This is a genomic window from Comamonas sp. JUb58 (genome assembly GCF_004364775.1).
In the GTDB taxonomy this organism is placed as follows: Bacteria; Pseudomonadota; Gammaproteobacteria; order Burkholderiales; family Burkholderiaceae_C; genus Comamonas.
This window is the reverse complement of the sequence record NZ_SOAL01000003.1, coordinates 54,832-81,301: the sequence shown is the minus strand read 5'-3', so window position 1 is coordinate 81,301 and position 26,470 is coordinate 54,832. Positions and strand designations below refer to the sequence as shown.

The following is a 26,470-nucleotide window of genomic DNA, read 5'->3' as shown; positions in this document are numbered from 1 at the left end:
CCCGGTTGGCATGACCCGCGACGACAGCCCGCCCCTGCCCGCCACCGCCCCCCGCAAGCTGCCCCGGCTGCGCCATTGGCGTGACTGGCAATCGCTGCTCTACATGCTGGCTCTGCCGCTGATCGCTGCCTGGCAATGGCAGCATGGCCTGGTCTGGTGGCTTTACCTGATCGAGCTGTTTCTGACCCTGGGCATCGGTGTCATCCACCACAACCACACGCATCTGCGCATCTGGACCGGGCCGCACAGCCGCTGGCCCAACCGCGCCACCGACTATGCGCTGACCCTGCTGCAGGGCCACCCCACCTTTGTGTTCTGGCCCGCCCATGTGGGCAACCACCACCGCTACAAGCACAGCGAGCAGGACATCGCCCGCACCTACCGTTTTGGTGGCGACACCAACCACCTCTGGGGCTATCTGCTGCACCCGCTACAGGCCGCCTGGGTGCTGTACCCGCTGTTCATCCGTTGGTTGGCGGGCCTGCGCCTGCGCCAGCCTGGCGCCTTTCGCTACTGCATGGGCCAGTACGCGCTGTGGCTGGGCAGCTGGGCGGGGCTGCTGGCGCTGGACTGGAAAAAGGCGCTGATTTTCGTCATCCTGCCCCAGCTCCATGGCCTGCACTGGCTGCTGGCCACCAACTACCTGCAGCACGCCCATGCCGACGGCCGCAAGCCCCCAAAGCCTGAAAACGATACCGATGGTGGCATGCTGAACTACGCACGCAATTTTGAAGGCATGGTCAACCCCCTGCTCTTTAATATTGGCCTGCACACCGCCCACCATGAATGTCCGCATGCACACTGGTCCGCGTTGACCCGCTTGCATGCCGATGAATACCGACACCGGGTCCACCCGGTGCTCAACGAGGCAGGCCTGTTGCCGTATATGGCGCGGGTCTTTGTAGGAGGGTTGGTGCGCCGATCGGCCCGCAGCCGGTCGCTGATGCCGCCTATGGAGAAAAAGTAGTCATCTATGCCAGTCGCATACTCGCAGGTCTATATCGAATCCGCCGGACACTTCATGCCCGGTGCCCCCGTTGCCAATGACGGCATGGATGCCTATGTGGCTCCGCTCAACCGCCTGTCCGAGCGCATCAAGCGCCGCATCCTGGCGGAAAACGGCATCCAGCAGCGCCACTATGCGATTGCGCCCGATGGCAGCACCAGCTACAGCAATGCGCAAATGGCCAAGGGCGCCATCGAAGCGGCACTGGCGCAGGCCGCACGCCCGCTGGCCGACATCGGCTTTCTGGCCAGCGGTTCATCGGGCGGCGACGCGCTGATGCCCGGCTTTGCCAGCATGATCCAGGGCGAGATGGCCGCACCACCGATGGAGCTGCTCAGCGTGCATGGCGTCTGCGCGGCCAGCGTGGGCGCGCTGCAAAGCGCAGCGCTGGCGGTGGAGCATGGCACCCATGGCCATGCGCTGGCGGTGGCCAGCGAGATGCCATCCCGCCTCTTCAAGCGCTCGCGCTACGCGGGCCAGGACTACAACACCGATTTTGATGCGCACTTTTTGCGCTGGATGCTGAGCGATGGCGCCGGCGCCGTGCTGCTGGGCCAGGGTGCTGCCCTGCCCCAGCGCCCCGACCTGCGCCTGAAACTGCGCTGGACCCACCAGCGCAGCTTTGCCGGCGACTACCCCGTGTGCATGCAGCTGGGCCTGACGCATGACCGCCAGCGCAGCCACCTGGATTTCCCCTCCTGGGCCGAGGCCGAGGCCGCGGGCGCACTGTCCCTGCGCCAGGACATCCGCCTGCTGCCCCACCTCTTTGATGTCTGCATCCACGAGTACGCCCGCATCGCCCACCAGGGCTGGCTGCCCGAGCGCGGCATCGACCATTTTCTCTGCCACTACTCGTCGGAGAAATTCATCCCCGTCGTCGATGAGCTGCTGAACAAGGCCCAGCTGTCGATCCCGCGCGAGCGCTGGTGGAGCAACTTGGCCTGGCGCGGCAACACCGGCGCGGCCTCCATTTTTGTGATGATCGCCGAATACCTGCAGACCCAGCACGAGCGCCTGAAACCCGGCGATACCATGCTGTGCTTTGTGCCCGAGTCCGGCCGCTTTACTGCCGGCTACATGCTGCTGGAGGTAGAGAACCACACGCCCGCCAATCCGGCAGCAGCCCGCGCCAGCACCCCAGCCCAGCGGGCCACCCCGGCCCCCGCCGCTGCAGAAGGCGCGCTGATCGCCCCGCCCCATGACCCGGCCGCCGCCCCAGCCGGCTTGGCGCCCTTGCTGACCGAGCTGGCCAGCATCTGGCATGACTACCGCTCCCAGGTCTGGCGCACGCCGCTGGTACACCGCATCCACAGCGGCCAGATCCAGCAGGCCGACTATGTGCGCTGGATGAGCCAGTGGGTGCCCCAGGTGCGCGAAGGCAGCCTGTGGATGCGCGAAGGCGCGGCCTCGCTCACAGGGGCCTATGCCGAGCTGGCCGCACTGATGGGCGTGCATGCCAGCGAGGAGCAGAACGACTTCAAGATCCTGCACCAGGACTACCTCAACGCCGGTGGCACGCAAACCGATATCCAGCAGCTGCGCCGCAACCCCGGTGGCGAGGCGCTCAATAGCTATCTGCACAGCCTGGCGGCCACCCCCAACCCGATTGGCCTCCTGGGTGCCATCTACATCATCGAAGGCACGGGCCAGCGCATCGTTCCCAGCCTGCTGCCGCTGCTGCGCCAGCACCTGGCGCTGGGCCCGGACTGCTTCCGCTTCTTGGAATACCACGGCGCCAATGACGAAGACCATCTGGAGCGCTGGCTGATGGCCGTGCAGATGGTGATGGCGCTGGACGACAGCGGCACCGCCGCTGCGGCGATTGCCGCCACCGCACGCCATACCGCCGCGCTCTACCTGATGCAGTTCCGGCACATTCTGGATGCCACGGCCACGGAGCCCGCACGATGACCGACTTCCGCGACATCCCCCACGACGAGCGCGACCCCAACCCCTGGCTGGCGCTCTACCTGGACGACAGCACACCGCTGCCCGACCATGTCAAGGCAGCCTGGCTCAAGGATTCCAGCAGCCGTTCGCGCCAGTTTCTGCTGCCCTTCATCCGGCCGCTTGCGCGGCTGAGCATCATCCTGATCCAGATCCTGAAGGTGCTGCTGCCCAAGCGCTGGGCGCATTCCAAGCTGCTGCACCGCACGCTGGCCTTCAGCATGAACCGCTTTGTCTCGCCCGAGGCCAACTGGCTGATCATGCGCCACTTCCACCTGGGCTCGCAGATCCTGAGCTTTATCGGCGCCAATGCCCCCACGCCCGTGCCCACGCAGCCGCTGGCACCGATGGAGATCGATGACATCAAGGACGAGCTGTTCCTGAAGCACGACCTGAACCTGTTCAACTTTGTCATCCGGCTCAACACCAGCTTGCGCACCCATGGCCAGCACATGGGCCCGGTGGCCGAGCCCAACTTTGGCATGCTCTGCGATCCACCGCTGGAGCTGGCTGCGATGCCGCAGGGGCGGCTGAACATTCTGGATCTGCAAAGCGCCATCGAGGTCTACACGCCGGTTTACCAGCTGCTGCTGACCGACAACGACTTCTGGCGCGCCAGCAATTCGCTGCAGCTCGATGAGACCGTCGCCATCTATGCGGCCAAGATCCTGTCCTCGCCCGAGCATTTGGTGATGCTGAACAACAAGCACCCGCTTGTGCCGCTGTCCACCCTGCGCGCCGGCCACCGCCTGGTGCTGCATGGCCTGTCCACCGAGATGCTGCACTGCCTGCTGATGCGCATGGCCAGTGGTGAGACCCCGCTGCCCAGCCGCGAAATCGCCAAGACCCGGCAGGCAGCAGGCCGGCCTGCGCAGGCCAGCTGATTCTTTGCCCCACCAAGCCTTCGATGCCAACCCTGCCCCCAGAACACCCCGCCAGCAACCCGCCCTGGCGCCCTTGCGGCGCAGGCCATGTGGCCGTCTACGGCACCTTGCGCGCCGGCGGCGTCAACGACATCACCCGCCTGGCCGATCAGCTCGTTTGCCGGGGCCGCACCATGCTCACCGGCACCCTCTATGACCTGGGCTGGTACCCCGGCCTGCAACTGCAGGGCAGCGGCCTGGTGCTCGCCGAGGTCTACCCCCTGAGCGATGCGCTGGAGCAGGCGATGGACCGCATTGAAGGCATCTGGCCGGTGGACATTGGCGAATACACCAAGCGCGTGCTGACCCTGGATGTGGAGCTGGTCAGCGGCGGCCGGCAAGGGCTGGAGGTGCTGGTTTACGAGGCCCTGCCCCCGGCCTTGCAAGGCCGCACGCAGATCAGCGCAGAGGACTGGCTGGCGTGGATTGCGCAGCAGGGCCGCGAACACCCCGATACGGCTTTCAGTTTGAACACGCCCCAGGGCTGAGCCGCAAACGCTCAAGCCACGGGCTCAGCCCAGCAGCAGCCCCTGCTTTTCAATAAAAGCCACCACCTCGTCCAGACCGTCCAGCGTCTTCAGGTTGGTCATCACAAAGGGCTTGGTGCCCTTGGGACCGCTGCGCATGCGCTCGGTGTCGCTGCGCATGACATCCAGGTTGGCACCCACATAGGGCGCGAGATCGGTCTTGTTGATCACAAACAGATCGCTCTTGGTGATGCCCGGGCCGCCCTTGCGCGGGATCTTCTCGCCGGCCGCCACATCGATCACATAGATGGTCAGGTCCGACAGCTCGGGGCTGAAGGTCGCAGCTAGGTTGTCACCGCCCGATTCGATAAAGACGATATCGGCGTCAGGAAACTGGCCCAGCATGCGGTCGATGGCTTCGAGGTTGATCGAGGCATCTTCGCGGATCGCAGTGTGCGGACAGCCGCCCGTCTCCACGCCCATGATGCGCTCGGCCGGCAGCGCGCCGCTGACGGTCAGCAGGCGCTGGTCCTCCTTGGTGTAGATGTCATTGGTGATGGCGATCAGGTCCCATTTGTCGCGCATGGCCTTGCACAGCATCTCCAGGATGGTGGTCTTGCCCGAGCCCACGGGCCCGCCGATACCGACGCGCAACGGTGGCAGTTTTTTGCTGCGGTGGGGAATGTGGTGCAGTGCAGTGCTCATGATCGGAAAAGCCGTGAGTATTGGTGTTCATGCCGGGCCGAGAGAATCGCCAGCATCGGGGAAAAAGCCTGGCGCTGGTCATCACCCAGCGCCAGCGCATGGTCGGCCGCGCCCGGTATCGCCTGCGCCAGCCGCGCCAGAATGCGCTGGCCGGCACTCTGCCCCAGCGGGACGGATTTGATCGCCGCCTGCACCATGTTCTCGGCCCAGCCAAAGGCATAGGCCAGCAGTGCATCGCGCGCGCCCGCGCCTGCCAGGTGCGCGGCCAAGGCAAAGGCCAGCGGGTAGCTCGCATCCTCGGCCGCCAGCCAGTTCACCAGGGCCAAGGCCTGGGCATCATCGGCATGGCGGTTCTGCAACCAGGCCACCAGCGAGCGGCCCATCTGTTCGGTCTGCAGGCGCAGCTCGCTGCTCTCGCGCGTCTGCAGCACCCAGGCATTGAGGGCGACGACGCGGGCGCGCTCATCGCACTGCCAGGCCTGCATGGCCTGGGCCAGCACCGCCATATCGCCTCGGGCCTGGCTCAGCTGCAGCTGCTCGGTAATCCAGTCTGCGGCCTGCGCCTCGTTGCCCACCAGCGCGGCATTCACGCCCGCCTCCAGGCCTTCGGAATAGGAGAAGCCCCCAATGGGCAAAGCCGGCGAGGCCAGCCACATCAGCTGCAAAAAGCTGGCGGGTGACAGGCTGAGGGGCTGCATGCTCATCCGTGGTGGTGCGGATGCGGATGCGGATGGGCGTGGTCATGCCCGTGGTCATGGCTGTGCGCATGGCCATGCCCATGGTGGCTGTGGCCATCGTTGGTGACATGCCCGCCATAGGCGCCGCCTTCCGGCTCAAAGGGCAGCTCCGCCTCTACGACGGTCATGTGCATGCTGCGCAGCATGTCGGCCAGCACATGGTCGGGTTCGATCTTGAGGTGGTCCGGCTGCAGCTCGATCGGCACATGGCGGTTGCCGAGGTGGTAGGCGGCACGCATCAGGTCAAAGGCCGAGCCATGCTGCGCGCAGGCGCTGATATACAGCACCTTCTGCGGCGCGGCCTGCACGAGAACCACGGAACCATCTTCGGCGACCAGCACATCGCCGCCGCGCACGGCCTGGCCGCGTGGCAGAAAAATCGCCAGCGCACGGCCGCTGCTGTCGGTGGCCGAGAAGCGCGATTTCTGGCGCACATCCCAGTCCAGCTCGACAAAGCTCGCGCGCTTGCGCAGGGCCGGTGCCAGGCCTTGGCCACCGGGCAGACATTTGGAGACCTGCAGCATTGCTTGCGCCGTCATGGCAGCTCCAGGCGCATAAAGCAGCTGTTCGGGTCAAGCTGGTAGCTGCCAAATGGCTCGCAGTCGACAAAGCGATTGCGCGCGTAGAAGCGGCGCGCCGGCGCAAAAAAGGCCTCGGTACCCGTCTCCAGGCTGATGCGCTTGGCACCCAGCGCGCGGGCTTGGGCCAGCACATGGTCCAGCACCTGTTGGGCTGCGCCCGAGCCGCGCTGCTCTGCGTCCACCCGCATCGACTTGAGTTCCAGATGGTCCTCATCCAGGGTCTTGAGCGCGCAGGTGGCGACCAGGGCCTGGGGCTCTTGCTCGGCGCTCCAGGCGGTCCAGAGGTACATGCCGGGCGCACGCAGCTGCTCCGGGTCCAGCGCATGCACGCTCTCGGGCGGCGAGATGCGGCGCATATCGCTCAGGTGCTCTTCCAAAAAGGCCAGCACGCGCGCATCGGTTACCGGGTCGCGCTTGAAAATCAATGGGCTTGCCATGGGTCCTTACCGGTTCAAAACAGAAAATAACGCTGGGCCATCGGCAGGCTGCTGGCCGGCTCGCAGGTCAGCAGCTGGCCATCGGCGCGCACCGCATAGGTCTGGGCATCCACCTCCATGTGCGGCGCCAGGTCGTTGTGCACCATCTGCTGCTTTTGCAGGCCACGTATGCCCTTGACGGCCGACAAGGTCTTGGCCAGCCCAAAGCGCTGGCCAATGCCGGCGGCCAGGCCGGCTTGCGAGACAAAGGTCAGCGAGGTCTTGGCAATCGCCCCGCCAAAGGCGCCAAACATAGGGCGGTAGTGCACCGGCTGCGGCGTCGGGATGGAAGCATTGGGGTCGCCCATGGCCGCCATCGCGATAAAGCCGCCCTTGAGAATGCAGCTGGGCTTGACGCCAAAGAAGGCCGGCTTCCAGATGACGATGTCGGCCCATTTGCCCACCGCCAGGCTGCCCACCTCATGGCTGATGCCATGGGCAATGGCCGGGTTGATGGTGTACTTGGCGATGTAGCGCTTGATGCGAAAGTTGTCATGCCGCTCGCTGTCGCCCGGTAGGGCGCCACGCTGCTGCTTCATCTTGTGCGCCGTCTGCCAGGTGCGCAGAATCACCTCGCCCACCCGGCCCATGGCTTGGCTGTCGGAACTGAACATGCTGATCGCGCCGATGTCGTGCAGGATGTCTTCGGCCGCAATGGTTTCCTTGCGGATGCGGCTCTCGGCAAAGGCCAGGTCCTCGGCAATGCCCGCATCCAGATGGTGGCAGACCATCAACATGTCCACATGCTCGTCCAGGGTGTTGATGGTGTAGGGCCGCGTTGGGTTGGTGGAGCTGGGCAGTACGTTGCTCTCGCCCACCACCTTCAAAATGTCCGGCGCATGGCCGCCGCCCGCGCCTTCGGTGTGGAAGGTGTGGATGGTGCGGCCTTTGAACGCGGCCACCGTGTCTTCGACAAAGCCGCTCTCGTTGAGCGTATCGGTATGGATCGCCACCTGGGTGTCGGTCAGCTCGGCCACATCCAGGCAGTTGTCGATGGCGGCCGGCGTGCTGCCCCAGTCCTCATGCAGCTTGAGGCCAATCGCGCCAGCGCTGATCTGCTCATGCAGCGCCAGCGGCAGGCTGGCATTGCCCTTGCCCAGAAAACCCAGGTTCATCGGAAAGGCATCGGCCGCCTGCAGCATGCGCTCCATGTTCCAGGCGCCGGGCGTGCAGGTCGTGGCAAAGGTGCCGGTGGCCGGGCCGGTGCCACCGCCAATCATCGTGGTCACCCCGCTGGTCAGTGCCTCCTCGATCTGCTGGGGCGCGATGAAGTGGATGTGGGTGTCGATGCCGCCAGCGGTGACGATATTGCCTTCGCAGCTGATGATCTCGGTGCCCGGTCCGATGATGATGTCCACCCCCGGTTGCGTGTCCGGGTTGCCCGCCTTGCCAATCGCTGCAATGCGGCCGCCCTTGAGTCCAATGTCCGCCTTGACGATGCCCCAGTGGTCGATGATCAGCGCATTGGTCAGCACCGTGTCCATCGCGCCTTGCGCACTGCTGCGCTGGCTTTGCGCCATGCCGTCACGGATGGTCTTGCCGCCGCCAAACTTCACCTCTTCGCCATAGCCGCCGGCCCGCAAGGTGAAGTCCTGCTCTACCTCCACCACCAGCGCGGTATCGGCCAGGCGCAGGCGGTCGCCCACCGTGGGTCCATAGGTTTCCGCGTATGCGCGTCTGTCCATCGTTGCCATCAGAACCTTCCTGTCTTAGAACCAGACCACAGCGTCATTCCAGCGCCCCTTGCACCAAGCCGCGAAAGCCGTAGATCTGCCGGTCGCCACCAATGTCCACCAGCTCCACAGTGCGTTGCTGGCCGGGCTCAAAGCGCACCGCCATGCCGCTGGCAATATGCAGGCGCATGCCATGGGCCGCCTGGCGGTCAAACACCAGGCCGGCATTGGTCTCGGCAAAGTGGTAGTGCGAGCCGACCTGGATGGGCCGGTCGCTGGCGTTGTGCACCACCAGGCTGGTGGTGCGGCGCCCGGGGTTCAGCCTATGTTCGCCAGCGTCCAGCAGCAGTTCACCTGGGATCATGTTGCGGCTCCTCGTCAGGCCAAACGCGTCAGCATGGCCGCGCCCAAGACGGCGGTGGCGCCGCCCGCCAGCTTGGCCAGCCAGCGGTGGCGCTGCATCAGGGCCTTGCCCAGCACCATGCCGCCGATATGCAGCAGGGCCGAGCCTAGCGCCATGCCCGCCAGTGCGCCGGCCGATGCCAGCGCAGAATCGGCTGCCAGCTCAAAGCCGTGGGCCGCGCCATGGAAGAACGCAAACACCCCGGCCAGCGCTGCGGCCAGTACCCAGGGCATCTGCTTTTGCACGGCCACCAGCAGGCCCAGCACCAGCACCGATGCGGCAATCATCGGCTCCACGCCGGGCACCCACAGGCCCGCAAAACCAGCCAGTGCGCCGGCTACCAGCAGCGCCACAAAGGCGGCTGGTGCGCGCCAGGCGGGCGTCACCGTCAGCGCACTCCAGGCACCCACGGCCAGCATGGCCGCCATATGGTCGGCACCGGTAAAGGGGTGGGCAAAGGCATGGCCAAAGCTGCTCAAAAAGCCATGGTGGCCACCGCCATCGCTGCCCACATGGGCCAGCGCAGACAGGGGCAAGGCGGCAGTGGCAAGCGCCACGGTGGCAGAGAGTTTCTTGAAGTTCATGGTGCTAGCTTGCGCAGGGGAAAGAGGGGTTTCAGACAATGGGCTCGTGCACGGTGACGAGCTTGGTGCCATCGGGGAAGGTGGCCTCGATCTGGATATCGGCAATCATCTCGGGGATGCCCTCCATCACATCGGCGCGGGTCAGCACCGTGCGGCCAGCGCTCATCAGTTGGGCAACGGTTTGGCCATCACGCGCGCCTTCCATCACAAAGGCGCTGATCAGCGCCACCGCCTCGGGGTAGTTCAGCTTGAGCCCCCGGGCCATGCGCCGCTCGGCCAGCAAGGCGGCGGTAAAGATCAGCAGCTTGTCTTTTTCGCGAGGTGTCAGTTCCATACAGACTGCAAAGCAAGGCACATGCCAAGGGCTGCAACGGCAGGCCATGCACGCTTTCCGTGCTGCATCCTCTACCTCTTGCACCACAAGCATGCAGGCCTGCCGCACATGCACCAATTCAGCACAGCCAGCACCCCAGAGCGGTGCAGTTCCTGGCACGTGGCTTGCAAAGCCCAGGCATGTCTTGCGCACCCTGCTCACCTCCGATCCCGGCCCCTGGGCTTTGCTGCCCCGCGGGCATTCAGCAGCAGCCACAACCATGAGCTGGCATGCCCAATTGGCGCTGCAGTACCGCCAGCAAGCCGGCAAGACCTCGGTGCATTTCAGCCACGATGGCCCGCTGCGCATTCTCAAAAGCCTCTACCCCGAAGGCCCGGGCATTTGCCATAACGTGCTGGTGCATCCGCCCGGTGGCCTGGTGGGCGGTGATGTACTGGATATCTCGGTGGAGGTCGAAGCAGGCGCGCATGCGCTGGTCACCACGCCGGGGGCCACGCGCTTTTACAAAAGCAATGGCCAGCCGGCCTTGCAGCGCACCCGCCTGCAGCTGCAAGCCGGCGCCCGGCTGGAATGGCTGCCGCTGGAGGCCATTGCCTACAACGCCTGCGATGCGGCGAACGAGTTGCAGATGGAGCTGGCACCCGGCGCCGAGCTGCTGACCTGGGACATCACCGCGCTGGGCCTGCCGCTGGCGGGCCAGCCTTTTGTGCAAGGTGTGTTCTCCCAGCACATCGCCTGGCCGGGGCATTTTCTGGAACGTGGCCGTATCCGGGCCGATGATGGGCTGCTGCTCAACGGCCAACTCGGTCTGGCAGGACAGCGCTGCATGGGCAGCCTGGTCTACGCCAGCGGCTCGCCCATCACCCGCGCCCAGCGCGAAGCGCTGCTGGAGAGCACCCAACAGTTGTTGGAAGCCGCCCCTGCAGAGGTGATGGCGGGCGTGACTGCGCCGAACGAGCACATGCTGGTCCTGCGCGGCCTGGCGCCCGTGGTGGAGCCGGCGATGCAGTTGTGGAAGACGGTCTGGGGCCACTGGCGCAGCAGCCTCTGGGGCTTGCCGGCGCAGCGGCCGCGTATCTGGTCGATGTAAGACCTGTTCAAAGGGGCTGCTTGCCCCGCGCGCTTAAGCGCCGTCGATCAGCTGCTCGATATCCTTGGCCAGGGTATCGACTGGCGTGCCATAGCGGCTGTACAGGCGCAGGCGGCCTTCGGGGTCGAAGATGTAGTCGCCAGCGGTGTGGTCCATCGTGTAGCTGCCCGGGGTCTGGCCCTCGACCCGCTTGTAGTAGACCTTGAAGTCCTTGGCCATCTTGGCCGTTTCCTCGTCGCTGCCACGCAGTGCCAGAAAGCTGGGGTCAAAGTTGGCCAGGTAGGCCCCCAGGATCTCAGGCGTGTCGCGCGATGGATCGACCGATGCAAAGATCACTTGCAGCTTGTCGCCCTTGGCGCCGAGCTTTTGCTTGACGGCAGCCAGGTCACCCAAGGTGGTCGGGCAGACATCGGGGCACTGGGTAAAGCCAAAGAACACCAGCACAACCTTGCCCTTGAAGTCCGCCATGCTGCGGCGCTGGCCATGCTGGTCGGGCATGGAGAAATCCTGGCCGTATTCTTTGCTGCCCGTCAGGTCGATGGCGTTGAAATCGGCCTTGGATTTGCAGGCGGTCAGTAAACCGGCGGTCGAGGCCAGTACGGCCGAGCCCGCCAGCCAGCGAAGGGCATTGCGCTTGTTCATTGCAGATTTACCAGGTCACATAGTGGTCCACCAGCAGCGCCACAAACAGCAGGCTGAGATAGACCAGTGAAAAACGGAAAGTCTTGCGCGCCAGCGCATCGGAGTAATTGCGCCACAGCGCAAAGGCGTAGCCAAAGAACCCGGCACCCAGCACCACGGCAGCCACCAGGTAGATCCAGGAGCTCATCTGGATGATGAAGGGCAGCAGGCCGGCGGCGAACAAGACCACGGTGTAGAGCAAGACCTGCACGCGGGTGTAATAGTTCCCATGGGTGACCGGCAGCATTGGCAGGCCGGACTTGCGGTAGTCCTCCACCCGGTACAGCGCCAGCGCCCAGAAGTGCGGGGGCGTCCACAGGAAGATGATCAGGAACAGCAGCAGCGCCTGGGGCGAGACATCGCCGGTCATCGCGGCCCAGCCCAGCACCGGGGGCATGGCGCCCGATGCGCCGCCGATCACGATGTTCTGCGGTGTCAGCGGCTTGAGGATCACCGTGTAGATGACGGCATAGCCAACAAAGGTGGCAAAGGTCAGCCACATCGTGATGGCGTTGATCCAGAGGATCAGGATGGCCGAGCCGGCAATGCACAGCGCTGCAGAGAACATCAGGGTCTGCATGTTGGACAGCTCGCCGCGGGCCGTGGGGCGCCAGGCGGTGCGCTTCATGCGTGCATCAATGCTCTGCTCCACCAGGCAGTTGAAGGCCGCTGCGGCCCCCGCCACCAGCCAGATGCCCGCGCAGGCGACGGCCATGCGCAGCAGCTCGGCGCCGCTCGGCACACCGGGCACGGCCAGCACCATGCCGATCAGTGCGCAAAACACAATCAGCTGCACCACCTTGGGTTTGGTCAATGCATAAAACTGCGCAAAGCGGTTCGGCATTGGCGTTGCGGCAAGTTCGGTCATCGGGGCACTCAGTCTTTGTTCCATACAGCGTAATCAGCTAGAAGCACGGCGGGCAGGTTCGGAGCCCGCAGTACACCAGATCCAGGTCAGCACCACCATGATGGCGGCGGCGCCCCCGGTGTGCAGAACGGCCGCCAGCATCGGCCAATCCAGCACCACATTCGACAGTCCCGTGGCAAATTGCAGCAGCGTCAGGCCCACCAGCCAGCGGCGCTGCTGCCGCAGCAGCGGCACCGTGCGCAGTATCCAGCCGAGCCACAGCAGGGCGGCAATCACCAGATAGGCAAACAGCCGGTGCATGTAGTGGATGGCCACCAGCGCTTCATAGCTGATGTGCGCACCATCGGCGAGGAAGCCCAGCGGGCGCCAGATCTGGAACCCGTCAAAGTTCATCGCCGGCCACCAGGCGCCATTGCACATGGGAAAGCTGGTGCAGGCCAGCACCGCATAGTTGGTACTGACCCAGCCACCCAGGGTCACCTGCGCAAACACCAGCAGCGCCGTGACCGCCACCAGGCCCCGCAACAGGCGCGGCACTGGGACTAACCCTAGATTATCGGCAAATTGCGTGTGGCGCGTTGCCTGCACGGTTAATAGCATCAAGAGCACGGTGCCGCCCAGCAGGTGCAGGGTCACGATCGCCGGGAACAGTTTCATCGTCACCGTGAGCGCGCCAAAGGCCCCCTGGATCAGCACCCAGACCAGGGTGGCGGTCGGCCACCAGGGGCTGATCGGCTGCGGGCCCCCGCGCTTGCGCTGCAGCCAGGCACTGGCCGTCAGCACAATGATCAGGCCGCCCACGGCGGTGGCCAGGTAGCGGTGGATCATCTCCACCCAGGCCTTGCCATGGGTCACCGGGCCGGTCGGCATGGCCTCTTGCGCGGCGGAGATCTCGGCATGCGCGCCAATCGGGCTGGCATTGCCGTAGCAACCGGGCCAGTCCGGGCAGCCCAGGCCGGAATCGGTCAGGCGCGTAAAGGCGCCAAACATCACCAGGTCAAAGGACAGAAACAGGGTCAGAACGGCCAGCACCTGCAGGCGCTTGAGCGGCGTGGCACCACGGTGGCGCCACCAAATCCAGACGATGGGGCCCAGCGCAATGATGGCCCCGGTGAGCAACACACGCGCCAGCGGCGCGAAATCATATAAATCCTGCGAAGTCATGCTAACTATCCACTACCGCCCTTCCTGGTCCCAACTCGACGACGCACGCAACAAACGCTCCAGATCCTTGCGCGCCTTGGCCGCATCGGAGCGGCTGAGCTGCGCGGGGAAACGCATCATCCAGTGGCCCAGCGGGTCCACCACATACAAATGTTCGCCCAGCTGCTGGCCGGCCGCCGGCTGCAGCCACTGGGCCACCAAGGCCTGGGGCACGCGCAGCACGGTGGCCTGGTCCAGCGCGGCGCGCAGGGCCTGCGGCGGCTCGCCGTCATCGGTCACCAGCCAGACCCAGTCCAGCCGGTCTTTCTCGCGGCCCAGGCTCTCGCGCAGCTGGCGCTGCAGGTAGAGGTTGTTCTGGCAGACCTCGTCGCAGGCTGCGCCCGAGGCACTCAGCAGCAGCCACTGGCCCTTGAGGCTTTGCAGCTCAAACGGCTGGCCGTCCAAGGTCTTGACCTGCGCGGCCGGAATCGTCGGCTGCTGGCTCACCAGCTCGCCAAAATTGCGCCGCCCTTCGGGACGGATCACGTAGTAGGTGAAGTAGGAGGCGATCACCGGCGCCGCACAGACCAGCAGTACCAGGAGCATCTTGAGGCGGCCACTGCGCGAGCGCTCGGCCTCCTCCAGTGCGGCTTCCGCATGCTCGGCAGGCGGCAGGCCATGCACGGTCAGGCCCAGCAGCGCTTCATCAGCGGGCGGCGGGGCCTGGGTGGCTGCGGCGTCGAAGGACACGTCGGACAATTTGGAACCAGACATAGAGGATCGCAATCAGGCTACACAGACCAAACCATTGAAATGCATAACCATAATGCTTTTCCACGCCGCTGCCTACTACGGGCCAGTCGCGCAGCAGGCCTTCACTGGCCGGCCCGGTCTGCACCACGGTGAGTGCTGCCAAGGGCTGGCCGGTTTCCTGCGCGTAACCATCGGTGTCGAGATTCTGCCGGATTCGGGAAACCCCTGAGTTCCCGGCGGACGTCTGCAGCTCAAAAAGCCGCGCCGGTTGGCCCGCCACCCGCCCCTCCAACTGCACCGTGCCGGCAGGTGTCTGCAGCTCGGGCAGCGCCAGCCGGTCTTCAAAATTGCGCGGCACCCATCCGCGCTGCACCAACACCGTCTGCGGCTGACCTGGCGCTACCGGTCCGGCCAGGCGCAGCGGTGTCAGCACATAAAAGCCGGGGCGCGCCTGCATCTGGCGGTTATCGAGGTAGACCGTGTACTGCGGCAGCCATTCACCCCGCAGCACCACCTGGCGGTGCTGCAGGCTGGCACGCGCTGCCTCATCCATGGGCTGCAACAGGCTGGCCCCGTCCAGCGCCGGCAGGGCCGCGCGCGCATCGAGCTGGGCCTGGTAGGCCAGCTTCTGGTCCGCACGGCGCAGCTGCCAGAAACCGAGCGAGGCGGTCAGCAGCATCGAGGCCGCGGCGGCGACGCTGATCAGCACAAAACGCAGCTGCGTGCGGCGCTCCGTAGGGGTCTTGGGGATGGGGGAGGAAGCAGAAGGCGCGGGCATAGGCTGGTTATACCCGGTGCGGAGCGCGGCAGCCAGCACCGCGCTGGCGGCGATGCTGTGGGGACAGGCTATTGGGGTGCGGGCCGATGGCGCCCAGACTGGCGCTGCCGCACAATGGGTTGGCTGCGCCAGCTGCCAGAGCGCCAATCCGGCCGCCACGCAGCGCAATCCAAGAACACCGAGACAACCCTGAGGACCGCCTTATGCATCTGCTCATCGCACTCGCCTTTGTGGTGATCCTGGCCTGCCTGGCAGCGGCCGGGCTTTTTATGCTGCGCGGCAACCAGTCCGACGCCGGCAGCAAGCGCATGGCCTGGGCGCTGACCTTGCGCATTGCGCTGTCGGTGCTGGTGTTTGCCGGCATTCTGCTGGCCTGGAAGCTGGGCTACCTGCAGCCCCATGGCATACCGCTGGGGGCTTGAGGCCCCGGCAGCGGCCAACCTTTCACTACATCCAGTACACGAGGATGTAGAGACCCAGCCAGACCACGTCGACAAAGTGCCAGTACCAGGCGGCGCCCTCAAAGCCAAAATGCTTGTTGGCCGTGAAATGGCCCTTCTGCAGCCGCAGGGTGATAACCAGCAGCATCAGCATGCCGATGAACACATGCAGGCCGTGGAAGCCCGTCAGCATGTAGAAGGTGGAGCCGTAGGTGCCGGAGTTGAGCTTGAGGTTCAGCTCGGTGTAGAGGTGGAAGTACTCATAGCCCTGCACGCAAAGGAAGATGATGCCCAGCACCACGGTCATCCACATGAAGCGGATGCACTTGCTGCGCTGGTCGGCCTGCAAGGCATGGTGGGCGATGGTCAAGGTGACGCCCGAGGTCAGCAGCAGCGCGGTGTTGATGGTGGGCAGCCAGAAAGGGCCCACCGTCTGGAACGGCTCGACGATGCCGGCGGGCGAGGCGGTGGCGCCCATTTCCACGCTGGGCCACACGGCCTTGAAGTCGGGCCAGAGAATGGCGTTATCGAGACTGCCCAGCGCAGGCAGCGAATGAGACCGTGCCCACCACAGCGCCGTGAAGAAGGCGCCGAAGAACATCACCTCCGAGAAGATGAACCAGCTCATGCTCCAGCGGTAGGACAGGTCGATGCGGTGGCTGTACAGGCCCTGCTCGCTTTCGCGGATCGCATCACCAAACCACTGGTACAGCACAAACAGCCACCAGGCAATGCCGACAAAGAGCAGGTACATGCCCCAGGTATGGCCGTTGACCCAGTTGCCGGCGCCGGCAATCACAAAGCCCAGGCCAATGGCCGCCATCACCGGGTGGCGGGACTCGGCCGGAACATAGTAGTACGGTGTGGTGCCATGGGAAGTCGCACTCATCGCTGCTCCTGATATTTCGTTTATTGATTCATTCTTCCGCTATACCAATACTGGCATCAAACCAGCCACTGCACCAGGGCCATCAACCCCAGCACAAACAGGAAGATCGCCACCAAACCCACGGCGATCACCTGCAACGGCGTGATCTGCACGCCATCCTCTTGCCATTCCGAGCCCTTGCGCACCCCCAAAAAGGACCAGGCTACAGCCTTGACCGTGCGCCAGAGATTGCCTTTGCGCGGCGGTTGCGGGCCGGGCGCGCTGGCCATCAGGATGCCCCTGCCTGCGCCCCGCCACCCTGCACTGCCGGCACCAGCACCGCCGTGGACGCCGGTGCCGCCGGGATGCGGCCACCGACCTCAAAGAAGGTGTAGGACAGGGTGATCGTGGTCACATCCTTGGACAGCTTGGGGTCGATCACAAAGGCCACTGGCCATTCCTTGCGCTCACCGGGCTCCAGGGTGTACTGGTTGAAGCAGAAGCATTCGAGCTTGTTGAAATACGGCGCGGCCTGCTTGGGCGCATAGCTGGGAATCGCCTGGGCCGACATGCGGTGGTCCTGCTCGTTGCGGAACTCGTACATCACCGTGCTCAGCGCGCCCGGGTGTACCTGCATCGTGCGCACCGCCGGCTTGAAGCTCCAGGGCCCGCGCGCATTCGCATCGAACTCCACGGTGATGGTGCGGCTCTCGTCGACCTGGCTGTTGAGCTTGACGTTCTTGCCTGCGGTGCCGTTGCCCGGCACATCACGCTCGGTCAGCGCCAGGATGTTGATGCCCGTGACCTCGCAGATGCGCTTGTACAGCGGGATCAGCGCGTAGCCAAAGGCAAACATGCCAAAGGCGACCACGGCCAGCTTGCCCACCATCTTCGCGTTGTCTGCGTGTCTGCTCACCTGCTGCTCCCTGTGCTGCTAGAGCACCGTCATTTTTACGAGAAATCCGATAAAGAACGCCACGGCGATTGATGCCAGAATCCATGCCAGTCGCCGGTTGGCCTTGCGCTGCGCGGGTGTGATCATCCAATCACCTTAGTTGCGGTAGCGTCCAGCTTGGGCGGGGTCTCGAAGGTGTGGAAAGGCGCGGGCGATGGCACTTCCCACTCCAGACCTTCGGCACCTTCCCAGGGCTTTTGCGGGGCCTTCTCGCCACGGTGGCGCATGCCAGGCCAGACCACAAAGGCGAAGAAGTAGACCTGCATCAGACCAAAGCCGAAGGCACCGATCGAGGCGATCATGTTGAAGTCGGCGAACTGCATCGGGTAGTCGGCATAGCGGCGTGGCATGCCGGCCAGACCCAGGAAATGCATCGGGAAGAAGGTGATGTTGAAGAAGATCAGCGAGCCCCAGAAATGGATGCGGCCACGTGCCTCGGAGTACATCACGCCCGTCCACTTGGGCGCCCAGTAGTAGTAGCCGGCAAACATCGAGAACAGCGAGCCCGCCACCAGCACATAGTGGAAGTGCGCCACCACGTAATAGGTGTCCTGCAGCTGGATATCGATGGGCGCCATCGACAGGATCAGGCCGGTGAAGCCACCCATCGTGAACACAAAGATAAAGCCCACCGAGAACAGCATCGGCGTCTCGAAGGTCATCGAGCCGCGCCACATCGTCGCCACCCAGTTGAAGATCTTCACCGCCGTCGGCACCGAGATCAGCATGGTCGCGTACATGAAGAACAGCTGGCCGGTCACCGGCATGCCGGTGGTGAACATATGGTGCGCCCAGACGATGAAGGACAGGATCGCAATCGCCGCCACCGCATAGACCATCGAGGCATAGCCAAACAGCTTCTTGCGGCTGAAGGCCGGCACGATCTGGCTGATGATGCCAAAGGCCGGCAAGATCATGATGTAGACCTCGGGGTGGCCGAAGAACCAGAAGATATGCTGGTACATCACCGGATCGCCACCGCCAGCGGGGTTGAAGAAGCTGGTGCCAAAGTGGCGGTCGGTCAGGGTCATCGTGATCGCGCCAGCCAGCACCGGCATCACGGCGATCAGCAGGTAGGCAGTGATCAGCCAGGTCCAGGCGAACATCGGCATCTTCATCAGGGTCATGCCCGGTGCTCGCATGTTCAGGATGGTGACGATGATGTTGATCGAGCCCATGATGGACGAGGCGCCCATCACATGCATCGCAAAAATGCTGGTGTCCATCGACGGACCCATTTGCAGGGTCAGTGGCGCATACAAGGTCCAGCCGGCAGCGGGCGCACCGCCGGGCATGAAGAACGATCCCACCAGCATCAGGCCGGCGGGGATCATCAGCCAGAAGCTGAAATTGTTCATGCGGGCAAAGGCCATGTCGCTGGCGCCAATCTGCAGCGGCAGCATCCAGTTCGCAAAGCCGACAAAGGCCGGCATGATGGCGCCGAACACCATGATCAGCCCGTGCATCGTTGTCAGTTGGTTGAACAGCTCGGGGTTGACCAGCTGCAGCCCGGGCTGGAACAGCTCGGCACGGATCAGCAAGGCGAGCACCCCGCCCACCATCAGCATGGTGAACGAGAACAGCAGGTAGAGCGTGCCGATGTCCTTGTGGTTGGTGGCAAACACCCAGCGCCGCCAACCCGTGGGCGCACCATGGTGGTGGTCGTCATGGGCATGGTCGGCGTGGCCGTGGTCGCTATGGCTGGGGTCTGTGGGGAGAACAGCGCTCATAAATCTTGACTCCGATGGCTCTTCTGGGGCTTGCACGCCTTAGGGGGCAGCAACAATATCGACACGGCGCGCCTGGCTGTCAGCGCCCTCACCTGCGGTAATGGTCTGCGGCTTGCGCATCTCAATGCGCGCCTCGGCCACGCCTTGGGCCACCAGCAGCTCGGCCACCGCCTGGGCGCGCTTCTTGGCCAGCTCGGCATTCTGGTCGGCATTGCCGGTGCCATCGACAAAACCGGACAGCGCCACCTTGCCGCTCTGGCCGGCCAGCGCCGTGGCCGCCTTCTTCACGGCCTCCTGGGCCTGGCTGTCCAGGTCACTCTTGCCGCTGGCAAACAGCACCTGGCCGATGGGTGCTTCTGCGCTTGCTGCTGCAGCAGGTGCGGCGGCGGCAGGGCTTGCAGGGGTGGCTGCAGCAGCGCCGGCCTCAGGGGCAGCAGGTGGCGCTGCGGGTGCTGCTGCCGACGCGGCACCTGCCGTGCCTCCGCCTTCAGGGAAGGTGCCGGTACGCGCCGCCACAAACTGGGCGGGCTGCACCATGGTGCCGGTCTTGTTGCCCCAGTGGTTCTTGGTGAAGGTGACAACCGCTGCCAGGTCGGTATCGCTCAGTTGCTTCCAGGACGGCATGGCGCCATTGGCACGGCCTTCCAGCACCGTGTGCATCATGTCCGCCGTGGGGCCCAGCACCACAGGGCTGCCATCCAGCGCCTTGATGGGGCCGGCGCCCTTGCCATTGGCCTGGTGGCAGGCAGCGCAGTTGGCGGCATAGACCTTTTCGCCCCGGGCGACCAGATCGGCCAGTTCCCAGACCTTGTTCGGGTCATCGGCCTGGGCGGCGAGCAACTTCTTTTGCTCGGCCACCCATGCGCTGTAATCAGCGGCCGACAGCACCTTCACATGGATGGGCATGTAGGCATGTTCCTTGCCGCAGAGCTCGGCGCACTGGCCATAGTAGTCGCCGGTTTTCTCGGCACGGAACCAGGTGTCGCGCACAAAGCCGGGAATCGCATCCTGCTTGATACCAAAGGCCGGCACCATGAAGGAGTGGATCACATCGGCAGCGGTGGTGATGATGCGCACCTTCTTGTCGACTGGCACGACCAGAGGCTTGTCGACGCGCAGCAGGTAGTCATTGGGCGCCTTGGAGACATCGCCGCTGTTGGACATCGCGCGTTGGCCGCTGTCCAGGGTGGAGATAAAGTTCAGACCCTCGCCTTCGCCGGTCAGGTAGTCATAGCCCCATTTCCACTGGTACCCGGTCACTTTCACGGTCAGGTCGGCATTGGTGGTGTCCTTTTGCGCGACCAGCACCTTGGTCGCCGGCAAGGCCATCAGGATCACGATGATGAAGGGCAGTACGGTCCAGGTGACCTCGACCGTGACCGATTCATGGAAGGTGGCAGGCACGGCCCCCTTGGATTTGCGGTGCTTCCAGATGGAATAGAACATCACCGCAAACACACCGACAAAGATGATGGTGCAGATCCAGAGCATCATCCAGTGCAGGGTGTGCTGCTCCTGGGCAATACGGGTAACGGGGGGAGCCAGATTCATCTGCCCTACGGCCGGACCGCCGGGAAGACTTTGCACCGCATGTGCGGCGGAGGTGAGGCCGGATGCCACCAACAGCAGCCAAGAAGCCAGCTTATGAGAATCACTTTTCATAGTTGTCACTTACTTCTCATCTTCTCATCGTTATAGGGGCAGGCGGGGATAGCTGGGGAAACCATCCCACCGCGTGGTGCAGACACCGCCGGGTGCATCTCCGCTTGCACCCATGCCACTTGGTCATTACGCCGAGCATGGCCGCAACCGCGCAAGATTGCAACCCATGCAATCCCGGGATCATAGGAGATTGACAACAGCGGCTGTCCAACACTGGACAGTCGCTGAATATGTTAGGTCGTTTGCTGAGCCACCTAATCGCCTACAAATAAGGCGTAAAGGGTGGCCCCAGCCATCAGGCGCCGCCGGGGCGCCCCTGGCGCAGCATCTGCTGCATGTCCTGCACGCTGATACTGCTCTCGCCCTGCACCTTCATGCGTGGCGTGGGCTTGAAAGCATGGCCGTAGATGATCTCGAACGAGAGCACCAGACGCCCCTGCTCCTGGGCATCGGCCAGCTTGGCGGTCAGCAGGGCATCGAGCTGCTCGCGCCACTGGCGGCCGCGCAGGCCGCCAAAGCGGGCGGGGTGCAGGTTGCGGCCCAGCTCGCGCAGCTCGGCGCGCAATTGCGCGGCGCCAGAGTAAGACAAGGTGATGCGCTCCATGTCCATTACCGGCTCGGCAAAGCCGGCCTGCACCAGCATATCGCCCCAGTCGTGCATGTCGGTGAACTCATGGCTGGCAGCGGGCCAGCCCTGGCTGGCATAGGCCGCGCGCAGCTCTTTGAGCGTGTCGGGTCCGAAGCAGGAAAACATCACAAAACCATTCACCGCCAGGCTCTGGTGCCAGGTCTGCAACAACTGCTGGGGGTTGGGATGCTGGTGCAGCGCCATATTGGCCCAGAGCATCTGCACACTTCCGGGCGCAGGCAGGGCCCAGTGCAGCTTGGCCTGGCGCCAGCGGCTCAGCGCCCACCAGGGCTTGTCCAACTGGCTGCGCAGCAGCGCGGCATGGGCCGGGCGGCTTTCCACGATATGGATATCGGCCGCCGGGTAGCGCTCTGCCACCTGCTGGTGCGCCTCCAGGCCGCCATAGACCGGCTCCCAGCTGCACCAGGCATCGGGCTTTTGCACGATCCATTGCAGGCGGTCCTGCATGCGACGGCCCACCTCTTCGTGCAGCCAGGGGCTGTGCGCAGGTGCGCGCCGCTGCCAGGCATGGGCGGCGTTGGGGTCGATCGATGGAGGTGCGGTAAATTCAGCCATGGGGGACACCTGCGCTTTGGCGCGCAGATTATTGATTGGAATAAAAGCAATGACAGCAGCGACACCCGAGAAGCAGCGGCCCAGCCTGTGGCAGCGTGCGGCCCAGGTGCTGGGCCACTTGCCCAGCCAATGCCTGGTATGCCGCAGCTGGCCCAGTGACTGGATCTGTTCGTCCTGCGCCCAGGTATGCTGGCAGCCGGACCTGCGCCGCTGCAGCCGCTGCGCGCTGCCCTTGCCAACCAGCACCGAGGTCTGCGCCGGCTGCCTGCACGATACACCGCTGTTGCAGCGCTGCCATGCCGCTGTGGACTATAGCCCGCCTTGGGATGGCATGGTGCTGCGCCTCAAATTTCACCAGCAGCTGGCATGGGCAAACCGCATGGCCCAGCTGCTGCTGCGCACCCCCGGGGTAATGGCCAGCCTGCAGCAGGCCAGCGTGATCCTGCCGGTGCCGCTGTCTGCCGGCCGCATGCGCGAGCGCGGCTACAACCAGGCGCTGCTGCTGGCCAAGGCCTTGTGCCATCAAGCCCCCTCTGGATTGCGGCTGGCAGCGGTGCAGCCCCACTACCTGCTGCGGCTGGTGGACACGCCCGCCCAGGCCGGCCTGGACCGCGCGGCCCGGCTGCGCAACCTGCGCCATGCCTTTGCGCTGCGGCCGGGGCTGCAGGCGCAGGATCTGGGGGCCTGCCCCCTGCTGGTTGATGATGTGATGACCACCGGCGCCACCCTGGGCGCGGTGGCGCAGCTGCTGCAGGCGCGCGGCGCACCGGCCGTGCAGGCCCTGGTGTTTGCCAGAACGCCCGCGCCGGGCCAATAGCGCAGCGGCCCACCCCTATTTGGCCGGGCCGCTACACTGGCGCCCTTGTTTTTGCGCATTTGCCATGTTCAACGTCGTCCTGGTCGAACCCGAAATCCCTCCCAACACCGGTAATGTGATCCGCCTGTGCGCCAATACCGGCAGCCGCTTGCACCTGATCGAGCCGCTGGGCTTTTCGATGGAAGACCGCTTGATGCGCCGCGCCGGCCTGGATTACCATGAGTACGCCGCCACCCAGCGCCATGCCAACTGGGAAGCCTTCCTGGAGCGCATGCAGCCCGCCGCTGACCGCATGTTTGCGATGACCACCCATGGCAGCAGCCCCGCCTTTGATCTGCGCTTTCAGCCCGGCGACTGGCTGGTGTTCGGTTGTGAGACCCGGGGCTTGCCGGTTGCCGTGCGCGAAAGCTTTCCCACGAGCCAGCGGGTGCGCCTGCCGATGGTAGCCGGCCAGCGCAGCCTCAACCTGTCCAATGCCGTGGCGGTGACGGTGTTCGAGGCCTGGCGCCAGAATGGCTTTGCGATGCCGGACGGCAGACCAGCGCAGTAACTACTTACCTGCCCCGCCACCTCAGCGGGGCATGTCTGAGAACCTGTTCAAAGTCTCTACGCAGCCGCGTTGGAGTGCAATCGGGATGAGTTCGAAGCGATGGTCCGCAGCTTGCTCCGGGGTGCAAGCAAGGGCCAGCGCGAAGAAATCGCCCGATTTCACTCCAACCCATAGGGACAGTGGCTTTGCGAGCGGTCTGCTTCGTTGCAGCGCTTGCCAATAGCTGGCGATTGGCTGCGCGTTGTGCCTCGCATCCCATCTCGCAAAGACACTGTCGCGGCGCGAGGAGACTTTAAACAGGTTCTTAGGCTCAAGCCGCGCTTTGCGAGCGCTTGACGAAGAACAGGCCCATGCCCACCAGCATCAGCAGGCCGCCAAACACCTTGTTCTGGATACGCATGGCGCGGCTGTCGCGCAGCAGGCGGCGCAGCACGCTGGCGCTACCGGCGTAGCCATGCATCACCACGGTGTCGACCGCCAAGGTGGTGGCCGCCAGAATCAGCAGCTGCAGCCACAGTGGGCGGTCTGGCGTCATGAACTGGGGCAGCACCGCCACCATGAAGATGATGCCCTTGGGGTTGGTGGCATTGGTCAAAAAGCCGCTCAGCGCGCGCTTTTGCCAGCTGCCGCTGGCAGGCTGCTCGGCCTGGGTGTCCATGATGCCGCCCTTGGCGCGCCACTGCGCAAAGCCGATGTAGATCAGGTAGCAGGCACCGACGATCTTGACGACGTTAAAGGCAGTCTCCGAGGCGATGAGCAGCGAGCCCACACCGGCGCCGGCAATCAGCAGGATCAAGAGCAGGCCTAGCTGCAGGCCCAGGATGGTGGCGCTGGTCTTGCGCACGCCGTAGGAGAGCCCGTGGCTCATTGACAACACGGCGCCCGATCCGGGAGACACGGCAATGATGCAAGCCGCAACGAGATACGCCATCCAAGTATGCAAATCCATGGTTCATCCTGGGGCAGCGGAGCAGTCCGCCACCAACTCAGCCCCGTCGGGGCAAAGCCAGGATTATCGCGCTGCCCGGCGGGGCGCGTGGGGCTGCGGCCATTGCCGCAAATATATTTTTTTGATAGCTAGCGCGGCAATACCCACAAGCGCCAACCGCAAAACATTGCAATAAATTACCGTGACCCGGCAAATAAAAGTAATCTGTGCACCGCAACTACAAAACACCGATAACAAAACGCAAGCATGGAACACGCTCCCGTCTGGCTTACCTATACCTTTCTCTACCTGGCGGCCGCCGTGATTGCCGTGCCCATCTCCCGCGCACTGGGGCTGGGCACCATCATTGGCTACCTGGTGGCAGGCATGATCATCGGCCCCAGCGGCCTGCAACTGGTCAGCAACGTCCAGGACATCTTGCATTTTTCCGAATTCGGCGTGGTGCTGATGCTGTTCCTCATCGGGTTGGAGCTGCAGCCCAGCCGCTTGTGGAGCATGCGCCGGCCCATCTTTGGCGTGGGCACCGCCCAGGTGCTGCTGTGCACCGCCGGGCTGTTTGCCGCCGGCTTGGCCTTTGGCTATGACTGGCACCTGGCGCTGATTGCCGCGCTGGGCCTGGCGCTGTCGTCCACCGCCATCGCGCTGCAAAGCATTGCCGAGCGCAACCTGATGTCCACCACCAGCGGCAAGACCAGCTTTGCGATCCTGCTGTTCCAGGACGTGGCCGCCATCCCCATCCTCGCGCTGATCCCGCTGCTGGCCGTGGGCCACCAGGCCGCCCAGAATGATGGCAATGTGCTGATGGAGATCGGCAAGACCCTGGCCATCATCGTGGCCGTCATCCTGGTGGGCCGCTACCTGCTGCGCCCGGTGCTGCGCTGGATTGCGCAAAGCGAATCGCGCGAAATATCGACCGCCACCGCCTTGCTGCTGGTGGTGGGCATTGCGTTCCTGATGCTGCAGATTGGCCTGTCGATGGCGCTGGGCGCCTTTCTCGCCGGTGTGCTGCTGGCTGACAGCGAATTCCGCGCCGAGCTGGAAACCGATATCGAGCCCTTCAAAGGGCTGCTGCTCGGCCTGTTCTTTATCGCGGTGGGCATGAGCATCGACTTCTCCGTGATCCTGCAGGCGCCGCTCACCATGCTGGTGCTGGTGCTGATGTTCCTGCTGATCAAGTCCCTGGTCATCTATGGGCTGGCCAAGCTGCTGCGCATGCCGGTGCAGGAGCGCCCCCTCTTCACTCTGCTGTTGGCCCAGGGCGGCGAGTTCGCCTTTGTGGTGTTCAGCGCCGCCCAGGCGCAGCGCATTCTGACGCCCCAGCAGTCATCCCTGCTGATCGGCTCGGTCGCCATCTCGATGGTGGCCACGCCGCTGATCGTGGCCGCGATGGACCGCTGGCTGATGCCCCGCTTTGCCAACCTGGCCAAGGGCGATGATGTGCCGCCCGAGCTCAGCGAGCAGCAGGAAGCCACCGTGCTGATCGCCGGCTTCGGCCGCTATGGCCAGATCGTCACCCGCGTGCTGCTGAGCCAGGGCATCAAGGCCGTCATCCTGGACCACAGCGTGGAGATGCTGGAAGTGGCGCAGAACTTTGGCTACCGGGTGTTCTATGGCGATGCCACACGCCAGGACCTGCTGCGCATTGCCGGCGCCGAAAAAGCCGAGGTGATGGTGATTGCGGTGGATGATGAGCTGCAGACCAACCAGATCGTGCGCCTGGTGCAGCAGCATTTTCCGCACCTCAAGATCGTCGCCCGGGCCAAGGATGTGGCGCACTGGTATGCGCTGCGCGACATGGGCGTGCACCATGTCGACCGCGAGGTGTTTGACTCCAGCCTGCAAACGGCCGAGAAGGCACTGGAGTTGATGGGCTACAGCGAAGAAGATGCGCAGTATGTGGTGACGGTGTTCCGCGCGCACAACATTGAGCTCTCGGACAAGATGTACGAACACCACCACGATCGCGAAACCATGCTGGCCGTAGCCAAGCAAGGCCGCGAGCAACTGGTGGAGCAAATGGCCCGCGAGCGCCAGGAGCGCCAGGAGCAGGTGCAGGAAGCCAAGGACGCGCCCAGCAGCCCCTACCCGCCGCCGCCCGAAGACCCGCACAGCCAAATCTAAGCAGCGGTTCAAACACCCATCCACC

30 protein-coding genes are annotated in these 26,470 nt (G+C 64.5%); 9 read left to right on the top strand and 21 right to left on the bottom strand.

Annotated features, from left to right (window positions below; genetic code table 11):
* The first annotated feature begins 10 nt into the window (after nt 1-10).
* The 4 genes from EDF71_RS03945 to EDF71_RS03930 are packed head-to-tail and all read left to right on the top strand — an operon-like array spanning nt 11 to nt 4,364.
* Nucleotides 11-967 carry a fatty acid desaturase gene (locus EDF71_RS03945; protein WP_243854166.1) on the top strand — a complete coding sequence of 319 codons (957 nt, stop codon included), beginning with the start codon at nt 11-13 and terminating at the stop codon, nt 965-967.
* 6 nt (nt 968-973) lie between these two features.
* Nucleotides 974-2,917 carry an iron-containing redox enzyme family protein gene (locus EDF71_RS03940; RefSeq protein ID WP_133855337.1) on the top strand — a complete coding sequence of 648 codons (1,944 nt, stop codon included), beginning with the start codon at nt 974-976 and terminating at the stop codon, nt 2,915-2,917.
* Entirely contained in the window at nt 2,914-3,837 is a 924-nt protein-coding gene (locus EDF71_RS03935; protein ID WP_133855336.1) for a hypothetical protein, read from the top strand. Before EDF71_RS03940 ends, EDF71_RS03935 begins: the two co-directional genes overlap by 4 nt.
* Nucleotides 3,838-3,860: 23 nt before the next feature.
* Nucleotides 3,861-4,364: a gamma-glutamylcyclotransferase family protein gene (locus EDF71_RS03930; RefSeq protein ID WP_133855335.1), complete on the top strand. Its 504-nt coding sequence runs from the start codon at nt 3,861-3,863 to the stop codon at nt 4,362-4,364.
* Nucleotides 4,365-4,388: 24 nt separating this feature from the next.
* Here EDF71_RS03930 and ureG read toward each other — a convergent pair whose 3' ends face one another.
* The 8 genes from ureG to EDF71_RS03890 are packed head-to-tail and all read right to left on the bottom strand — an operon-like array spanning nt 4,389 to nt 9,836.
* A complete protein-coding gene (gene ureG, locus EDF71_RS03925) occupies nt 4,389-5,048 on the bottom strand; it encodes an urease accessory protein UreG (RefSeq protein WP_133855334.1) in 660 nt (219 codons plus the stop codon).
* Nucleotides 5,045-5,752, bottom strand: coding sequence for an urease accessory UreF family protein (locus EDF71_RS03920; RefSeq protein ID WP_133855333.1), 708 nt, complete (start codon nt 5,750-5,752; stop codon nt 5,045-5,047). Before EDF71_RS03920 ends, ureG begins: the two co-directional genes overlap by 4 nt.
* On the bottom strand, nt 5,749-6,324 hold the full coding sequence (ureE, locus tag EDF71_RS03915; protein ID WP_243854165.1) for an urease accessory protein UreE: 576 nt from the start codon (nt 6,322-6,324) through the stop codon (nt 5,749-5,751). The genes EDF71_RS03920 and ureE overlap by 4 nt, the downstream gene beginning before the upstream one ends.
* Nucleotides 6,321-6,803 (bottom strand): GNAT family N-acetyltransferase, encoded by a 483-nt coding sequence (locus EDF71_RS03910; RefSeq protein ID WP_133855332.1) that lies wholly within the window; start codon nt 6,801-6,803, stop codon nt 6,321-6,323. The genes ureE and EDF71_RS03910 overlap by 4 nt, the downstream gene beginning before the upstream one ends.
* Before the next feature lie 14 nt (nt 6,804-6,817).
* Complete coding sequence (ureC, locus tag EDF71_RS03905; RefSeq protein ID WP_133855331.1) at nt 6,818-8,536, bottom strand: urease subunit alpha; 1,719 nt, start codon at nt 8,534-8,536, stop codon at nt 6,818-6,820.
* Nucleotides 8,537-8,570: 34 nt separating this feature from the next.
* Nucleotides 8,571-8,879, bottom strand: coding sequence for an urease subunit beta (locus EDF71_RS03900; RefSeq protein ID WP_133855330.1), 309 nt, complete (start codon nt 8,877-8,879; stop codon nt 8,571-8,573).
* Nucleotides 8,880-8,893: 14 nt separating this feature from the next.
* On the bottom strand, nt 8,894-9,502 hold the full coding sequence (locus EDF71_RS03895) for a HupE/UreJ family protein (protein WP_133855329.1): 609 nt from the start codon (nt 9,500-9,502) through the stop codon (nt 8,894-8,896).
* 31 nt (nt 9,503-9,533) lie between these two features.
* A complete protein-coding gene (locus tag EDF71_RS03890; protein ID WP_133855328.1) occupies nt 9,534-9,836 on the bottom strand; it encodes an urease subunit gamma in 303 nt (100 codons plus the stop codon).
* A 259-nt stretch (nt 9,837-10,095) separates the two neighbouring features.
* Here EDF71_RS03890 and EDF71_RS03885 point away from each other — a divergent pair, with 259 nt between their 5' ends.
* Nucleotides 10,096-10,926 (top strand): urease accessory protein UreD, encoded by an 831-nt coding sequence (locus EDF71_RS03885; protein ID WP_133855327.1) that lies wholly within the window; start codon nt 10,096-10,098, stop codon nt 10,924-10,926.
* A gap of 33 nt (nt 10,927-10,959) precedes the next feature.
* Here EDF71_RS03885 and EDF71_RS03880 read toward each other — a convergent pair whose 3' ends face one another.
* Genes EDF71_RS03880 through EDF71_RS03860 form a run of 5 tightly spaced genes read right to left on the bottom strand, consistent with a single transcriptional unit; the run spans nt 10,960 to nt 15,149 of the window.
* A complete protein-coding gene (locus EDF71_RS03880) occupies nt 10,960-11,568 on the bottom strand; it encodes an SCO family protein (protein ID WP_133855326.1) in 609 nt (202 codons plus the stop codon).
* 7 nt (nt 11,569-11,575) lie between these two features.
* Complete coding sequence (gene cyoE / locus EDF71_RS03875; protein WP_133855325.1) at nt 11,576-12,475, bottom strand: heme o synthase; 900 nt, start codon at nt 12,473-12,475, stop codon at nt 11,576-11,578.
* A gap of 33 nt (nt 12,476-12,508) precedes the next feature.
* Nucleotides 12,509-13,639 (bottom strand): COX15/CtaA family protein, encoded by a 1,131-nt coding sequence (locus tag EDF71_RS03870; protein ID WP_133855324.1) that lies wholly within the window; start codon nt 13,637-13,639, stop codon nt 12,509-12,511.
* Between the two features lie 12 nt (nt 13,640-13,651).
* Nucleotides 13,652-14,392, bottom strand: a complete 741-nt coding sequence (locus EDF71_RS03865; RefSeq protein ID WP_133855323.1) for a hypothetical protein — start codon at nt 14,390-14,392, stop codon at nt 13,652-13,654.
* Nucleotides 14,325-15,149, bottom strand: coding sequence for an SURF1 family protein (locus EDF71_RS03860; protein ID WP_243854164.1), 825 nt, complete (start codon nt 15,147-15,149; stop codon nt 14,325-14,327). The genes EDF71_RS03865 and EDF71_RS03860 overlap by 68 nt, the downstream gene beginning before the upstream one ends.
* Nucleotides 15,150-15,352: 203 nt before the next feature.
* Here EDF71_RS03860 and EDF71_RS03855 point away from each other — a divergent pair, with 203 nt between their 5' ends.
* The gene (locus EDF71_RS03855) at nt 15,353-15,571 is read left to right on the top strand and encodes a DUF2909 domain-containing protein (protein ID WP_133855322.1); all 219 of its coding nucleotides are present in this window, start codon (nt 15,353-15,355) and stop codon (nt 15,569-15,571) included.
* 25 nt (nt 15,572-15,596) lie between these two features.
* Here EDF71_RS03855 and EDF71_RS03850 read toward each other — a convergent pair whose 3' ends face one another.
* The 7 genes from EDF71_RS03850 to EDF71_RS03825 all read right to left on the bottom strand — a co-directional run bounded on the left by EDF71_RS03850 (nt 15,597) and on the right by EDF71_RS03825 (nt 22,008).
* Entirely contained in the window at nt 15,597-16,478 is an 882-nt protein-coding gene (locus tag EDF71_RS03850; protein ID WP_133855321.1) for a cytochrome c oxidase subunit 3, read from the bottom strand.
* 56 nt (nt 16,479-16,534) lie between these two features.
* Nucleotides 16,535-16,747 carry a DUF2970 domain-containing protein gene (locus EDF71_RS03845; RefSeq protein WP_021026277.1) on the bottom strand — a complete coding sequence of 71 codons (213 nt, stop codon included), beginning with the start codon at nt 16,745-16,747 and terminating at the stop codon, nt 16,535-16,537.
* Complete coding sequence (locus EDF71_RS03840; protein ID WP_133855320.1) at nt 16,747-17,373, bottom strand: cytochrome c oxidase assembly protein; 627 nt, start codon at nt 17,371-17,373, stop codon at nt 16,747-16,749. The genes EDF71_RS03845 and EDF71_RS03840 overlap by 1 nt, the downstream gene beginning before the upstream one ends.
* An 18-nt stretch (nt 17,374-17,391) precedes the next feature.
* Nucleotides 17,392-17,499, bottom strand: a complete 108-nt coding sequence (locus EDF71_RS25355) for a cytochrome oxidase small assembly protein (RefSeq protein WP_230775372.1) — start codon at nt 17,497-17,499, stop codon at nt 17,392-17,394.
* Nucleotides 17,496-19,142, bottom strand: a complete 1,647-nt coding sequence (gene ctaD, locus EDF71_RS03835) for a cytochrome c oxidase subunit I (RefSeq protein WP_133855319.1) — start codon at nt 19,140-19,142, stop codon at nt 17,496-17,498. Before ctaD ends, EDF71_RS25355 begins: the two co-directional genes overlap by 4 nt.
* Before the next feature lie 39 nt (nt 19,143-19,181).
* Nucleotides 19,182-20,804: a cytochrome c oxidase subunit II gene (coxB, locus tag EDF71_RS03830; RefSeq protein ID WP_133855318.1), complete on the bottom strand. Its 1,623-nt coding sequence runs from the start codon at nt 20,802-20,804 to the stop codon at nt 19,182-19,184.
* A 295-nt stretch (nt 20,805-21,099) separates the two neighbouring features.
* Nucleotides 21,100-22,008 (bottom strand): biotin synthase, encoded by a 909-nt coding sequence (locus EDF71_RS03825; protein ID WP_133855317.1) that lies wholly within the window; start codon nt 22,006-22,008, stop codon nt 21,100-21,102.
* Nucleotides 22,009-22,057: 49 nt separating this feature from the next.
* On the opposite strand from EDF71_RS03825, the gene EDF71_RS03820 reads away from it, so the two are divergent.
* A complete protein-coding gene (locus EDF71_RS03820; protein ID WP_133855316.1) occupies nt 22,058-22,825 on the top strand; it encodes a ComF family protein in 768 nt (255 codons plus the stop codon).
* A 64-nt stretch (nt 22,826-22,889) separates the two neighbouring features.
* Entirely contained in the window at nt 22,890-23,375 is a 486-nt protein-coding gene (gene trmL, locus EDF71_RS03815) for a tRNA (uridine(34)/cytosine(34)/5-carboxymethylaminomethyluridine(34)-2'-O)-methyltransferase TrmL (protein ID WP_133855315.1), read from the top strand.
* Nucleotides 23,376-23,685: 310 nt separating this feature from the next.
* On the opposite strand, the gene EDF71_RS03810 is transcribed toward trmL, so the two are convergent.
* Nucleotides 23,686-24,324, bottom strand: coding sequence for a LysE family transporter (locus EDF71_RS03810; RefSeq protein WP_133855314.1), 639 nt, complete (start codon nt 24,322-24,324; stop codon nt 23,686-23,688).
* 246 nt (nt 24,325-24,570) lie between these two features.
* Here EDF71_RS03810 and kefC point away from each other — a divergent pair, with 246 nt between their 5' ends.
* The gene (gene kefC, locus EDF71_RS03805; protein ID WP_133855313.1) at nt 24,571-26,445 is read left to right on the top strand and encodes a glutathione-regulated potassium-efflux system protein KefC; all 1,875 of its coding nucleotides are present in this window, start codon (nt 24,571-24,573) and stop codon (nt 26,443-26,445) included.
* Nucleotides 26,446-26,470: the final 25 nt, after the last annotated feature.

Coding starts and splice junctions, on each gene's coding strand:
- EDF71_RS03945 (WP_243854166.1), top strand. CDS start 11: ATGACCCGCGACGACAGCCCGCCCCTGCCCGCCACCGCCCCCCGCAAG.
- EDF71_RS03940 (WP_133855337.1), top strand. CDS start 974: ATGCCAGTCGCATACTCGCAGGTCTATATCGAATCCGCCGGACACTTC.
- EDF71_RS03935 (WP_133855336.1), top strand. CDS start 2,914: ATGACCGACTTCCGCGACATCCCCCACGACGAGCGCGACCCCAACCCC.
- EDF71_RS03930 (WP_133855335.1), top strand. CDS start 3,861: ATGCCAACCCTGCCCCCAGAACACCCCGCCAGCAACCCGCCCTGGCGC.
- ureG (WP_133855334.1), bottom strand. CDS start 5,048: ATGAGCACTGCACTGCACCACATTCCCCACCGCAGCAAAAAACTGCCA.
- EDF71_RS03920 (WP_133855333.1), bottom strand. CDS start 5,752: ATGAGCATGCAGCCCCTCAGCCTGTCACCCGCCAGCTTTTTGCAGCTG.
- ureE (WP_243854165.1), bottom strand. CDS start 6,324: ATGACGGCGCAAGCAATGCTGCAGGTCTCCAAATGTCTGCCCGGTGGC.
- EDF71_RS03910 (WP_133855332.1), bottom strand. CDS start 6,803: ATGGCAAGCCCATTGATTTTCAAGCGCGACCCGGTAACCGATGCGCGC.
- ureC (WP_133855331.1), bottom strand. CDS start 8,536: ATGGCAACGATGGACAGACGCGCATACGCGGAAACCTATGGACCCACG.
- EDF71_RS03900 (WP_133855330.1), bottom strand. CDS start 8,879: ATGATCCCAGGTGAACTGCTGCTGGACGCTGGCGAACATAGGCTGAAC.
- EDF71_RS03895 (WP_133855329.1), bottom strand. CDS start 9,502: ATGAACTTCAAGAAACTCTCTGCCACCGTGGCGCTTGCCACTGCCGCC.
- EDF71_RS03890 (WP_133855328.1), bottom strand. CDS start 9,836: ATGGAACTGACACCTCGCGAAAAAGACAAGCTGCTGATCTTTACCGCC.
- EDF71_RS03885 (WP_133855327.1), top strand. CDS start 10,096: ATGAGCTGGCATGCCCAATTGGCGCTGCAGTACCGCCAGCAAGCCGGC.
- EDF71_RS03880 (WP_133855326.1), bottom strand. CDS start 11,568: ATGAACAAGCGCAATGCCCTTCGCTGGCTGGCGGGCTCGGCCGTACTG.
- cyoE (WP_133855325.1), bottom strand. CDS start 12,475: ATGACCGAACTTGCCGCAACGCCAATGCCGAACCGCTTTGCGCAGTTT.
- EDF71_RS03870 (WP_133855324.1), bottom strand. CDS start 13,639: ATGACTTCGCAGGATTTATATGATTTCGCGCCGCTGGCGCGTGTGTTG.
- EDF71_RS03865 (WP_133855323.1), bottom strand. CDS start 14,392: ATGTCTGGTTCCAAATTGTCCGACGTGTCCTTCGACGCCGCAGCCACC.
- EDF71_RS03860 (WP_243854164.1), bottom strand. CDS start 15,149: ATGCCCGCGCCTTCTGCTTCCTCCCCCATCCCCAAGACCCCTACGGAG.
- EDF71_RS03855 (WP_133855322.1), top strand. CDS start 15,353: ATGCATCTGCTCATCGCACTCGCCTTTGTGGTGATCCTGGCCTGCCTG.
- EDF71_RS03850 (WP_133855321.1), bottom strand. CDS start 16,478: ATGAGTGCGACTTCCCATGGCACCACACCGTACTACTATGTTCCGGCC.
- EDF71_RS03845 (WP_021026277.1), bottom strand. CDS start 16,747: ATGGCCAGCGCGCCCGGCCCGCAACCGCCGCGCAAAGGCAATCTCTGG.
- EDF71_RS25355 (WP_230775372.1), bottom strand. CDS start 17,499: ATGATCACACCCGCGCAGCGCAAGGCCAACCGGCGACTGGCATGGATT.
- ctaD (WP_133855319.1), bottom strand. CDS start 19,142: ATGAGCGCTGTTCTCCCCACAGACCCCAGCCATAGCGACCACGGCCAC.
- coxB (WP_133855318.1), bottom strand. CDS start 20,804: ATGAAAAGTGATTCTCATAAGCTGGCTTCTTGGCTGCTGTTGGTGGCA.
- EDF71_RS03825 (WP_133855317.1), bottom strand. CDS start 22,008: ATGGCTGAATTTACCGCACCTCCATCGATCGACCCCAACGCCGCCCAT.
- EDF71_RS03820 (WP_133855316.1), top strand. CDS start 22,058: ATGACAGCAGCGACACCCGAGAAGCAGCGGCCCAGCCTGTGGCAGCGT.
- trmL (WP_133855315.1), top strand. CDS start 22,890: ATGTTCAACGTCGTCCTGGTCGAACCCGAAATCCCTCCCAACACCGGT.
- EDF71_RS03810 (WP_133855314.1), bottom strand. CDS start 24,324: ATGGATTTGCATACTTGGATGGCGTATCTCGTTGCGGCTTGCATCATT.
- kefC (WP_133855313.1), top strand. CDS start 24,571: ATGGAACACGCTCCCGTCTGGCTTACCTATACCTTTCTCTACCTGGCG.